Below are 12,934 nucleotides of genomic sequence, written 5' to 3' on the forward strand. Positions count from 1 at the left end.
AGCAACTCCTCTATCAGCATATTCAATTATTAAATGCATAATGATTAAGTATATAAAAATGAAGAATTTTTTGGGATGTGCTGGTGATGTCTGAGGATGGAGTTAGGATAAGTGGGACTCAAAGAAGGGCACTTATAGCTGGAACAACAGCATTCTTTGGAGGTTTTGCAGCAGTAGCACTTTTTAACATAACAGCAAAGACCCTTTCCGAGACACTGAACCTATCTCTCCTGCAAATAGGATGGCTTGTAGCCATACCAACACTGACAGGCTCACTAATGAGGATTCCATTTGGAGCGATGGTTGATCGATATGGAGGAAGAAGGATTATTTTACTTCAGCTACTTCTTGCACTTATAGGTATGATAGGGCTTCTCCTTTCCATCGGAGCTATAATGAATAGATCAATCACATCAAGCACTCTTGGATATGCTCTGCTCATGTTTTTCGGCGCCGTTGCAGGAATAGGAATCTCAGTCTTCTCCTCTGGAATAGCCTATGTATCCTACTGGTTTCCTCAGAGAAAGCAGGGATATGCACTCGGCTTCTATGCAGGAATAGGAAACACGGCCCCGGGAATATTTACTGGGATTCTCCCATATGCTGTAGCATCCTTGGGCTTGCTGGGCTCATATGCTGCCTGGATGCTCATACTAATCGTTGTGATTCTTATCTTCTTCTTCACTGGTAAGGATCCCTACTATTTCCAGCTTCTTAAGAAATACAACAGAGAGAGAGCAATAGAGGAAGCTAGGAAGCTTGGGCAGGAGCTCATCCCCACTGGTTCAGCAAGAGAGAGCCTCATGAAGGCCTCAAAGCTTTTCAGAACTTGGATATTTGTGATACTGTACTTCACTTCCTTCGGAGGATTTCTTGCCCTAACATCTTGGCTTCCAACATACTGGCAGAAGCTCTTCTCTCTCCCCTCTAGCCAGGCAGGGCTGATCTCAGGGATCCTCTTCTCACTCCTCGCATCCCTCATAAGAGTAGCAGGCGGATGGACCAGCGATAGAGCTGGAGGAGAGAGGGTTGCCGTATTATCCTTCACAGTCATTCTGCTTGGCAGCACGATCATGATGTTAAGTGCATCTTTCTCCATATGCCTGGTTGGTATCCTTGTTCTAGCATTTGGAATGGGCTTCGCCAACGCTTCAACATTCAAGATGATTCCAAAATATGTTCCGGAAGCTATTGGAGGAGCTACTGGGTGGGTTGGAGGTCTAGGAGCTCTTGGAGGCCTCCTTCTTCCTCCCGCAATGGCCTGGTTTGCTCAAGAGTTTGGAACAAGAGGCTATTCGCTCGGCTTTTCGACTTTTGTAGTTCTAAGTGCTATTTCCCTAATCCTCTCTTTCATGGTGTTCAAACTTGCTAGAAAGTAGCATTTTGGCATCGATTCTCTGGGTCATTTTGCCATATGTAGTCGTAATGACATTCATTATTGGAAATATATACAGATATGTATTTTCACAGCAGTCATGGTCCTCCAGATCAAGTGAAATATTCGAGGAAAGACTTCTGCGAATTGGTGGACAGCTCTTTCACTACGGCTTGCTGCTTGTCATCTTTGGCCACATCCTTGGGCTGTTCATTCCTCCTAGCATTACTGCTGCTTTGGGCATCAGCGATGAGGAGTACCACATGATAGCTATAGCCATGGGCGGAACAGCAGGAGGAGCAGCACTTCTCGGGAGCTTGATACTTCTTTGGAGAAGACTAGCAGATCCAAGAGTCAGGGCAACCAGCAGCAGCTCAGATACTCTGATTCTTATCTTAATAGTTCTTACAATGATGTTTGGGGAATTCAACACTGTAGTTTATAGCGCACTGCATGGTCCCTATGACTACAGAAGCACAATTGCTCCCTGGATCAGATCCCTATTTTACAGCCCAAACCCATCACTAATGACAAGTGTTCCCCTAACATATAAAATCCACATTTTTCTTGCTTACCTTGTCTTTTTCATGTGGCCTTTCTCCAGGCTAGTTCATGTATGGAGCGTTCCCATATTCTATCTGCGTAGGCCATGGATACTCTACAGGAGGCTGGAGAGATATGAATAGAGGGAATCCAATTGAGGAAGCTAAGAGGCAGCTTTTCCCAAAGGAGAGAATTGGCGAGTGGATAGAGATAGATAGAGCTGGAAGGGAGTGGGAGGAGCTCTATAGAAGAAGGTGGCAGCATGACAATGTAGTAAGATCTACGCATGGGGTTAACTGCACGGGATCATGCAGCTGGAAGATCTACGTGAAGGATGGATTGGTAGTATGGGAGCACCAGGCAACTGATTATCCGTCCAATTCCCCAGAGCTCCCCGACTATGAGCCAAGAGGATGTCCAAGAGGAGCGTCTTTCTCTTGGTATCTATACAGCCCGCTTAGAATAAAGCACCCCTATGTTAGGAGCGCATTGCTAAGGGCCTGGAGAGAGGAACTTTCGAGAACAAATGATCCGGTTCTGGCTTGGGAGAAAATAGTGGAGAGCGAACATGGAAGGGCGTACAAGTTTGCCAGAGGCAAAGGAGGATTTGTTCGAACATCCTGGGATGAAGCTCTCGAGCTAATCTCAGCTGCTCTGATATACACCATAAGGAAATATGGACCGGATAGGATATTCGGCTTCACCCCAATCCCAGCAATGTCAATGGTAAGCTATTCCTCCGGATCAAGGTTCTTGGAGCTAATAGGAGGAGTCATGCTGAGCTTCTATGATTGGTATGCAGATCTTCCACCAGCCTCTCCTCAAGTTTGGGGGGAGCAGACAGACGTACCGGAGAGCGCTGATTGGCTGAACTCTCTATTCATAATTGTTTGGGGGACAAATTTAGCTATGACCAGGACTCCTGATGCTCACTTCCTCTCTGAGGCGAGATACAGAGGAGCAAAGGTTGCTGTCATCACACCAGATTACACCGACGTCACGAAGTTCGCAGACATATGGCTCTCTCCTAGGCCGGGAACTGATGGGGCCATGGCCATGGCTATGTTGCATGTGATTTTGAATGAATTCTACGTGAAGAAAAGCACTCCCTACTTCATTGATTATGTGAAAAAATTTACAGATCTCCCATTCCTAGTAGTTTTGGAAAGGGAAAATGGTCAATATAGGACAGGGAGATTTCTCAGAGCTTCCGATATAGGAATTAATACCGAGAATGCGGAGTGGAAAACAGTCGTACTGAACTCAGAAGGAGGAGAGCTCTCAGTACCAAACGGAAGCATTGGATTCAGGTGGGGAAAGGAGAAAAAATGGAATTTGAGAATGGAGGACTCGCTAACAGGCAAGAAAATCGACCCCTATCTAACTCTCCTCGGCAATCACGATGAGATAGTTCAGGTGAGCTTTCCAGTCCTAGGAAAGGAAGCTATTAGAGGTGTTCCAGCGAGGAAGATCAGAGCGAGCGGGGGTGAGTTCCTCGTTACAACAGTTTTTGATCTTCTAGTAGCTCACGCTGGTGTATCGAGAGGATTGCCTGGGGACTATCCAGAATCCTACGATGATCCAAAACCATTTACTCCTGCTTGGCAGGAGGAAATAACAGGTGTCAGCAGAAAAGCTATTCAGCAGTTAGCCATCGAGTTCGCAGAGACGGCTGAGAAAACAAAGGGAAGCTCGATGGTAATAATAGGTCCTGGAGTTAACCACTGGTTCCATTCAGATCTGACTTACAGGGCAATAATATCCATGCTCATCCTCCTTGGAACTGTGGGAAAGAGAGGAGGAGGGCTTGCCCACTATGTTGGGCAAGAGAAAGTGAGACCGATTGATTCCTGGTCTCTGCTTGCTTTTGCTCTTGATTGGCAGAGACCCCCCAGACAGCAGAACACAACCTCCTGGATGTACATACATTCTGACCAATACAGATTCGAGGACCTCAGCGCAAAAACGCTGAGCCCAAGGGCGAGATACGAGCATCCTGGAGATTACATAGTCGAGGCAGTAAAAAGAGGGTGGCTTCCCTTCTATCCTCAATTCACCGAGAATCCAATTGAGCTTTACAAAAAGCTCAGCAATGAGGGTAAGCTGAAAGACGAGGAAATAAGGAAAATAGCAGCAGAAATGATAGATAAAGGAGAGCTGAAGTTTTCTGTGGAAGATCCAGATCACCCTGCTTCCTTTCCCCGCATTCTTTTTATCTGGAGAGCTAATCTGCTAGCTTCAAGCGGAAAGGGGCACGAATACATACTGAAGCACTTGGTTGGTGCTGAGAGCTCGCTGTCTGCCAAGGAAAGCGACGTTAGGCCAAACCTTATTGCTATGAGGGAACCTATACCCGAGGGGAAGCTCGATCTAATTATCACTCTCGACTTCAGGATGAGCACCAGTGCCATTTACTCAGACATAATCCTTCCAGCAGCAACATGGTATGAGAAGAACGATCTGAGCACAACAGATCTCCATCCATTCATTCATCCATTCAATCAAGCAGTCCCTCCTGCATGGGAATCAAGAAGCGACTGGGACATATTTGTATCACTATCAAAGAAGTTCACAGAATTAGCGTGCTCTAGGCTAGGAAAGGTGAAGGAAATTGTTCTCGTTTCTCAGCTTCATGACACGCCTGGAGAGCTGAGCGGAGAAGGGTCAAAGCCTTCCATATCAATTGTGGAGAGGGACTATTGCGATGTGCACCATAGAATGACATCTCTTGGACCTCTAGCCTCAAAATCTATAGGAGCCAAGGGCATTTCGTGGAGCTCGGAGGAAGAATATTCAGAGCTCGTATTAATAAATGGAGCAGATGATCATGGTCATCCATTAATTGATAATGACAGGAAGGCTGCGGAAGCTATATTGCATCTATCGAGTGTTACTAATGGAAGAGCATCACTGAAAGCCTTCAGAGCTCTCTCTGAAGCTACAGGCATTACATTCGATGATATGGAAATCGATGCATCAAGAAGAACAAGCTTCACGGACTTGGCTTCTCAGCCAAGGAGGGTTCTAACTTCCCCCATATGGAGCGGGAAAGAAAAAGGTACTTATTCCCCCTTCACTCTCAACGTGGAGAATTCGGTTCCATTCAGGACGCTGACTGGCAGACAGCATATCTACATTGATCATCCCCTGTTTATTGAGTTCGAAGAACAGCTCCCGACCTACAAGCCACCTGTGTCTTTTGCCCCATTCCAAAAAGGAGAAGGCGAGGGGAAGATCGGTCTAGTGCTGAGATATTTAACTCCGCATGGAAAGTGGCAGATTCACTCTACCTTCATGGATAACCTCTTCATGCTAACTCTATTCAGAGGAGGGCCGGTCATCTGGATAAGCAGGCATGATGCAGAGGCTCTCGGTGTGAAGGATAACGAATGGGTTGAGGCATCGAACAGAAACGGATCAATTGTAGCGAGAGCTGTTGTGAGCGATAGAATACCAAAGGGAGTGGCTATAATGTATCATGCTCAGGAGAGAACAATATCCGCAGGAAAAGATCCATCGGGCACTCACAACAGTCCAACTAGAACAAGAATAAAGCCAACGCTCCTTGCGGGGGGATATGCCCAGATAAGTTGGGCATTCAATTACTATGGTCCAACCGGAACTCAGAGAGATGAGCTAATACTTCTTAGAAAAGTAGGTGAGCAAAAATGAAAGTGAGAGCTCAAATATCGATGGTTATGAACCTGGACAAGTGTCTTGGCTGTCATACATGCAGCGTAACATGTAAGACAACATGGACGAACAGAAGGGGAGCAGAGTATATGTGGTGGAACAATGTAGAGACAAGGCCAGGAGTGGGGTACCCACAGAAATGGGAAGATCAGGAGAAATGGAAGGGGGGATGGAAGCTCGAAAATGGAGATCTCAAGCTCAGAGTAGGTGGAAGGACATCAAGGCTCCTCAGGATATTCTACAATCCTTGGATGCCTAGCATTGATGACTACTATGAGCCGTGGAGCTATACATACGAAAAACTCATAGAAGCGAAGGAAAATGAGAAGCCTCTCGCTGAGGTCAGATCCTCTATAACTCAGAAGCCTCTTACTTTGGAGAGAGGTCCAAATTGGGATGACGATCTGGCAGGATCACCCAAATTTGCATCTTCTGACCCAAATTTGGAGGAAGGTATGAGGCTGGAGTACGAAAGAATCTTCATGTTCTATCTTCCAAGAATATGCAATCACTGCCTCAATCCCTCCTGCGTAGCAGCCTGCCCTTCTGGTGCTATGTACAAGAGAGAGGAAGACGGTATAGTTCTCGTGGATCAGAGCAGGTGTAGAGGATGGAGATACTGCATCTCAGCATGTCCATACAAAAAGGTCTACTATAACTGGAACACACATAAGGCGGAGAAATGCATACTTTGCTATCCAAGAATAGAGACAGGCCTCCCCACTGTTTGTGCTGAGACCTGTGTTGGGAGAATGAGGTACATGGGGCTTCTCTTATATGATGCAGAGAGAATAAGGGAGGCAGCTTCTGCAGAGGAAAGCGCTCTCCTGAAATCGCAACTGAGCATAATCCTTGATCCTAACGACCCGAAGATAGAAGAGGAAGCACTAAATCAAGGCATTTGGAAAGACTGGTTGGAATCTGCTAAAAAATCTCCAGTATTCAAGATGGTAAAAGAGTGGAAAATCGCCTTTCCCCTTCATCCTGAGTACAGAACGCTTCCAATGGTATTCTATATTCCTCCACTGAGCCCAATTCTCAGGATTTTCGAAGGAGAAGAGCTTGGAGAGCTCGAACCAGAGGACATTTTCCCAAATGTTAGGAATATGAGAATCCCAGTTGCCTATTTAGCAAAGATGTTCGCAGCAGGTGATGAGGATTCTGTTCGCAAAGCAATCGAGAAATTGATCGCCGTAAGAGCATATATGAGGAGCATCTCTCTTGGGAGACCAAACCTGAATGTGCTAAGTGAGGTCGGGCTAAGTGAGAAAGATGCGAGAGAGATGTACAGGCTTTTGGCAGTTGCTAAATACGAAGATAGATTTGTTGTACCAAAGGCTCACAGAGAACAGTCACTGAAAGCATCAATTGAGCAGGGGTATGCTGGATTAGATGAGCTGAGGTAGTTGGATTGAAGCAAGAATTTGAGGATAGCTTTAGGTTCTTTGAAGTCGTGGGAAAGCTCCTGGAATATCCTGATACTGCCTTTTTTGAGTCAATCCATGAAGCAGAAAAAGCAATAGGAAAATTCCCAAGCAGAACCACGATACTGGAGAAAATTGTGCTATTTAGAAAAGAAATTTCAGCACTGGATCTTTATCAGCTGCAAGAGCTCTACTCTAAGACATTTGACTTCTCAGCAGATTCTACGCTGAATATATCGTATTATTTTTCTGGAGATTCCAATGATAGAGGAAGAGTACTAGCCTATTTTTCCTCCTTCTATAGGAAAGCAGGAGAAGATCCTCCTAAGGATGATTTGCCAGATAGCGTTCCCCATCTTCTCAAGCTAATCTCGCAACATCCAGAGCTGTTCCAGGAGATAGTGGCTCTTCTGGCAGTCTCTCTGCGCAAAATAGCAGAAGCCCTCAAAGAAAATCCTTATAGGAACGTCATCGAGGCAATAGAAATAGCAATTGAAGATCTAGCATTTAATTGGAAAAAGTGTGCATAGAAAATTATTAACATAATCAAGCCAAATGGAAAAAGGCTTTAATCAACGAAAGCAACAGTTATAATGGGTTTGGTGCGAACCCATTGAAGTGGATCCCCAAATATGCTAGAAGGAAGACCAGAGCAATGCTCAGAAGCGGTGAGAAGCTGCACGTAGGCTACAGATATGAAATAAGGATCGACGATAGAACCAACCTGATATACATATATGATAAGAAGACCAGAAAGAAGCATGTATTTCTCAAATAGCTATTATGCTACAGGGGGATAAGAAATTAGCAAATCTATCTATCCATTTTCGATTTTCGATCCATGGAATGGAGAACTCTGCACATGTCCCAGAAAGTACTCACTTAATCCATATACAGGTTGCTCTTTTTCCTGCCTTTACTGCTATGCCAAGAGCTACATAGGCAAAAAACCCAGCATACCAAAGAGAAACTTCATTCTTCTCCTGGAGAGGGCCGTTCCGAAGCTGGATTATAGACTTCCAGTGAACTTAGGCACAAGCAGCGATCCCTATCCAAAAGAGGAGGAAGCTTATGAATTGACCAGAGCTTCTCTGAAAATACTCGTCGAAAACAAGTTCAGGGTGCTAATAACTACAAAGGGAGGAAAGCTAATGCTCAGAGACTTAGACATAATGCTTAGAGGGAAGATCGCTGTAACGCCTACGGTTACAACCATGAGAAGTGAAATTGCCAGGAAAATCGAGCCTGGTGCTCCCGATCCATCGGAGAGAGTCGAAGCTATGAAAGCTCTGAGCTCAAAAGGGGTGCCCGTGGGGGCAAGGATAGATCCTATAATACCTGGAATCAACGATGATGAGGAGGAGCTGAGGGAGCTTGTAGATATCTTGGCAAGCGCCGGAGCAAGACTCATAATAACTTCTACATACAAGGCAAAGCAGCTTGATTTCAGAGATCTAGCAGAGGCGTTTCCTGAAATGGAAAATAAATGGAGAAAAATATACTTTGAGGAAGGGGAGAGAATAGGTCCATATAGGTACTTGAGAAGGGAGATTAGGGAAAAGATGCTGATGCCTGTGGTTCAAGAAGCAAGAAGGCTAGGACTTGAGTACGCTACATGCAGGGAGGGGCTTACTGCAAGAGAATTCTTCAATTCTAGATCTTGCGATGGGACGCATTTAGCTGAATAAAAAGTTTTAACTCTTTGTGAGAAAGATTCTCCGCGGTGCTTGAGATGACAGAAGAGAAAAAGGAATGGGTCGAGAAAAAGCTGGCGAAGCTTGATGAGGAATATGAGAGCGGAAAGAGGAGAATAGAGGAGAGAGGCTCCCAGCTCGTTAGGGAGTTGGAGGAGAAATTGAAGGAAAGGGAAAGGGTTCTGCTCAATGAAATCAGGAAAGAAAAGTAAGCTAAAGCTAATAGTATACGGCACAGAAGGCTGCATTCCATGCGAGAGAGCAGTCAAGTATTTGAGCGAAATGGGAATAGAGTGGGAATACATAGACATTGAAAAGAATGAGGAAGCAAGAATGACAGTGGAAATGATAGAAGGAGGAGAGCTTCTTCTTCCTCTTATACTAAATCCAGAAAATGAGCAGATTGCTCTAGGCTGTCCAGTGGAAAAGGAAAAATTTGAGAGAGAGATAGGGAGAATAGTCTCACAAGATAGGTGGTGAATATGAGCAATTTAAAGAAGAAGGTTGCTGATGGGATGAAAAGGCTATACGAGAGGGGGCTTGTCTCTTCTCTTGGAGGTAACGTGAGTGCCAGGTCAGAGGACAACAGCAGAATATTCATAACCCCTTCCGGGGTACCAAAATGGGAAATATTTGAAGAGGACGTTGTTGTTGTAGATCCTGAGGGAAGGATCATTGAGGGAACTCAGAAGCCCTCGAGCGAGCTTCCCAGCCATCTTCTTATTTATAGAAAGAGAGATGAAGTTCATGCAATAGTCCACGCTCATCCGCCATATGCTATTGCACTTGCAAATCAGGGACTTCTTGTACCACCATTGCATGTCTCTCCAGAAGAAGTGCTCTATCTTAGGAGATTGAGTGTTGTTGATTTTGCTCCTCCTGGTATAAAGACAGCGGAAATGATATCAGAAGCAATAACTTCTTCCGATGTAATTGTAATGAAGAATCATGGTGCATTCGCTATGGGAGGTAGCATTGAGGAAGCCATAGCGAAAATGGAGATCCTCGAGGAGGCATCAAAAATTATATACTTGCAGCTGGCCATTGAGAGAAATCCCAGCAAGATATCGAATGATAATGTCCAGGAAATACTGAGAACATACAAAAAAAGCTAGTGAGACAGGAAATGGTGATTCACCTCCTTGTTTCAGGCCTAATTCCGTATGATTCAGGTAAGACAACCTTTGCTGTTTCTCTAGCAAAAAAATTGAAGATGAGCGCTTCCGTCCATCCATTCAAGCCTGTCTCGGCCCATAGCATATTTACGCAGAGCTGGTCGTTTGAGGAAAGCTATAGGAGAGGCTACTTGATTGGAGGAGATGCTCTGATCTATGAAAGAGAGCTTGGATTAATGGAAAGGGACCTTCTCAGAATAAATCCCATCGATTTTCTCCTGTCTCCAATATCATCTCCTACTGTGTTGACAAGAGAAGAGCTGAACGAGTACATGAAGAGCATGGAGAATCAGCTGAAAACGATGGCAGTAGCCAGAATCACGGATTGCCAAGATGGAAGATCAAAGCACTATCTCATAGTGGACAACATCGATAGCTTTCCATCCAAGATCAGAAATAAAATAGACGATTTTTCTAGAAAAGTCAACTCAGAGAAAGAGGAAATAAGCGAACTTCTTAAGCTCATGAGAAGCAGAGAAATCGAGAGAAACCTCGATACCTGCTTGGATTATCTGGAAAGAAACAGCAGAATTGTAATCACTGAATCCTTCAGCGACTCTCTCTATCCATACGCAGGCATTTTGGGAAGAGCAAACATGATAGCAGTTGTGGCCCCAGGAAAGGCATACATATATTTAGATGCCTCCAAAGTGCAATCTCTTATCTCAACTGGAAAAATCTCCCCAGAGGAGCCCAGATCTGTTAGTCTTCTGCTCCATTCTCAGCCAGACTTTTGGGAGGACCTCAGCTTAGGGGATCCCATTTCCGCTGAAAGCAAAATTCTCTCAAGAATACTATCTTCACTCTGAAATCTAAAATTCCCAGAATGGATATCTCTCAACCTTAATTCTCTGCACTCTTGCGTCTTTCCTAGCCATACAAGATTTACATGATCACTTGCTTGGTCCGATCAATATGTGATGTTTATATATGAAGTATCTTAAAAATAATAACGGTGAGAAAATGGTGGAACTGAACAGAGAAGTTGCCCTCAAAATGTACAAAGACATGGTGAAAATTAGGTACTTCGAGGACACTATAAGAAACTATTACTATGAGGGAAAGAAGCCAATATTCAACATAGCAGCAGGTCCGATACCTGGAGAAATGCATTTAGCGGCGGGACAGGAGCCAGCTGCTGTCGGAATGGCCATTCATCTGAGGAAGGAAGACTTCATAGCTGCAACTCATAGGCCTCATCACATAGCTATAGCTAAGGGCGTTGATCTCAAGAAGATGGCAGCAGAGATCTTTGGAAAGGCTACAGGACTAGGAAAGGGAAAAGGAGGGCATATGCACCTCTTCGATGTCAATGCTTCATTTGGATGCAGCGGAATTGTGGGAGCTTCATTTCCACAAGCTGTTGGTGCAGGATTGGCCTTCAAAAAGCTGGGAAAAAACAACGTTGCTGTAGCTTATGGAGGGGATGGAGCAGCTAATCAGGGAACTTTTCATGAGTCCCTTAACCTGGCATCTCTCTGGAAGCTACCAGTGATATTCGTCATAGAGGACAACAAGTGGGCAATAAGCGTTTCGAAGTCGAAGTCCACAGCAGTTTCAAGAAATGCGGACAGGGCGGTTGCCTATGGCATACCTGGAGTATTCATACCGGATAATGATCTTTTTGCAATGTTCGAGGCATCCAAGGAAGCAGTGGAGAGAGCCAGAGCAGGGAAGGGACCAACCCTAATAGAGATAGAAACTTACAGACTCTACGGACACTTCGAGGGGGATCCTGAGGTCTACAGGCCAAAAGAGGAGCTGGAGCGTCTGAAGGCTAACGATCCCATAATTAGGACTAGAAACGAACTCATAAAGAGAGGATGGCTCGATGAGGCACTGGACAAAAAGCTAACCGAGGAAGCAAAGAAAGAAGTGGATGAAGCAATCAAGTTTGCTCTAGACAGCCCATATCCAAAGCCAGAGGAGGCTCTTGAAGACGTTTTTGCTCCATCGCCTCTCCCCCCGGAGCCAGAAATTAGGGGGACAAGAAGGCTCCCCATGTATCTTGCCATAAGCGAGGCAATTGCCCAGGAAATGGAGAGGGATGAAAGAATAATTGTGATGGGAGAAGACGTAGGGGTATATGGAGGGATATTCGGGGCAACTTACGGCCTATATAATAAGTTTGGACCAGAGAGAATAATAGATACACCAATTTCCGAGGCAGGATTCTTTGGTGCAGCTCTGGGCGCTGCCATGAGCGGTCTGAGACCCATAGTCGAGCTCATGTTCGTGGACTTCTTTGGAGTAGCATTTGATCAAATGTACAATCACATAGCAAAAAACCACTACATGAGCGGAGGAAGCGTGAATGTACCAGTCGTCATGCAAACTGCAATAGGCGGTGGATATAATGACGCAGCACAACATTCTCAAGTTCTGTACTCAATATTTGCGCATGTTCCTGGTATCAAAGTTGTTGTCCCATCAAACTCATTTGATGCTAAAGGGCTTATGATAAGTTCGATCAGAGACGGGAATCCAATTATGTACATGTTCCATAAGGGCCTCATGGGCCTTCCCTGGATGCCCTATCCGCAGAGCGCTGTCTCAATTGTTCCGGAAGAGCCCTATCAGGTTCCTATAGGAAAAGCAAAGGTTGTGAGAAAAGGGAGGCATGTGACAATTGTTGGAGCAGCCCTCTCTGTTCACAGAGCGATTGAGGCTGCTGAGAAGCTTTCATCAGAGGGAATAGAGGCTGAAGTAATAGATCTGAGAAGCCTCAAGCCTCTAGACAAGAAGACAGTGCTGGACAGCCTCAAGGAAACAGGAAATCTAATAGTGGTTGATGAGGACTATTTGAGCTACGGCCTCACGGGAGAGCTAGCAGCAGTTGCCGCTGAAGAAGCTTTGCCATACCTGAAGTCCTATACGAGAATAGCTGTTCCCGATGTTCCAATTCCCTACAGCAGACCTCTGGAGCAGTTTGTGCTTCCCTCGGTTGAAAGAATTGTAGAGGCAGCTAAGAGGGCAGTTGGAAAGTAAAAATTTTTTTTAAAAAAAACTTTTGAAGGAAGGGGTATCTGA

Annotated in this window: 12 protein-coding genes; all 12 read left to right on the forward strand. The window is 45.1% G+C overall.

The window, feature by feature from the left end; all coding sequences use genetic code 11:
* Window positions 1–86 precede the first annotated feature (86 nt).
* The 12 genes from QXR92_04865 (at window position 87) to QXR92_04920 (ending at window position 12,892) form a co-directional block, all read left to right on the forward strand.
* Entirely contained in the window at window positions 87–1,379 is a 1,293-nt protein-coding gene (locus tag QXR92_04865; protein ID MEM0319330.1) for an MFS transporter, read from the forward strand.
* The gene (gene narI / locus QXR92_04870) at window positions 1,366–2,061 is read left to right on the forward strand and encodes a respiratory nitrate reductase subunit gamma (GenBank protein MEM0319331.1); all 696 of its coding nucleotides are present in this window, start codon (window positions 1,366–1,368) and stop codon (window positions 2,059–2,061) included. The genes QXR92_04865 and narI overlap by 14 nt, the downstream gene beginning before the upstream one ends.
* Complete coding sequence (locus QXR92_04875; protein ID MEM0319332.1) at window positions 2,054–5,590, forward strand: nitrate reductase subunit alpha; 3,537 nt, start codon at window positions 2,054–2,056, stop codon at window positions 5,588–5,590. The genes narI and QXR92_04875 overlap by 8 nt, the downstream gene beginning before the upstream one ends.
* Complete coding sequence (gene narH, locus QXR92_04880) at window positions 5,587–7,017, forward strand: nitrate reductase subunit beta (protein ID MEM0319333.1); 1,431 nt, start codon at window positions 5,587–5,589, stop codon at window positions 7,015–7,017. The genes QXR92_04875 and narH overlap by 4 nt, the downstream gene beginning before the upstream one ends.
* A gap of 5 nt (window positions 7,018–7,022) precedes the next feature.
* Window positions 7,023–7,565 (forward strand): nitrate reductase molybdenum cofactor assembly chaperone, encoded by a 543-nt coding sequence (gene narJ / locus QXR92_04885; GenBank protein ID MEM0319334.1) that lies wholly within the window; start codon window positions 7,023–7,025, stop codon window positions 7,563–7,565.
* 83 nt (window positions 7,566–7,648) lie between these two features.
* On the forward strand, window positions 7,649–7,813 hold the full coding sequence (locus tag QXR92_04890; protein MEM0319335.1) for a hypothetical protein: 165 nt from the start codon (window positions 7,649–7,651) through the stop codon (window positions 7,811–7,813).
* Window positions 7,814–7,865: 52 nt separating this feature from the next.
* Window positions 7,866–8,723, forward strand: a complete 858-nt coding sequence (locus tag QXR92_04895; GenBank protein ID MEM0319336.1) for a radical SAM protein — start codon at window positions 7,866–7,868, stop codon at window positions 8,721–8,723.
* Between the two features lie 44 nt (window positions 8,724–8,767).
* Window positions 8,768–8,941 (forward strand): hypothetical protein, encoded by a 174-nt coding sequence (locus QXR92_04900; GenBank protein ID MEM0319337.1) that lies wholly within the window; start codon window positions 8,768–8,770, stop codon window positions 8,939–8,941.
* Window positions 8,919–9,209, forward strand: a complete 291-nt coding sequence (locus QXR92_04905) for a glutaredoxin family protein (GenBank protein MEM0319338.1) — start codon at window positions 8,919–8,921, stop codon at window positions 9,207–9,209. The genes QXR92_04900 and QXR92_04905 overlap by 23 nt, the downstream gene beginning before the upstream one ends.
* Before the next feature lie 2 nt (window positions 9,210–9,211).
* A complete protein-coding gene (locus tag QXR92_04910; GenBank protein ID MEM0319339.1) occupies window positions 9,212–9,844 on the forward strand; it encodes a class II aldolase/adducin family protein in 633 nt (210 codons plus the stop codon).
* An 11-nt stretch (window positions 9,845–9,855) separates the two neighbouring features.
* Entirely contained in the window at window positions 9,856–10,713 is an 858-nt protein-coding gene (locus QXR92_04915) for a hypothetical protein (protein ID MEM0319340.1), read from the forward strand.
* Between the two features lie 154 nt (window positions 10,714–10,867).
* Window positions 10,868–12,892 (forward strand): dehydrogenase E1 component subunit alpha/beta, encoded by a 2,025-nt coding sequence (locus QXR92_04920; protein MEM0319341.1) that lies wholly within the window; start codon window positions 10,868–10,870, stop codon window positions 12,890–12,892.
* Window positions 12,893–12,934 lie beyond the last annotated feature (42 nt).

It is taken from the genome of Fervidicoccaceae archaeon (genome assembly GCA_038734945.1).
GTDB lineage: Archaea > Thermoproteota > Thermoprotei_A > Sulfolobales > Fervidicoccaceae > ARK-14.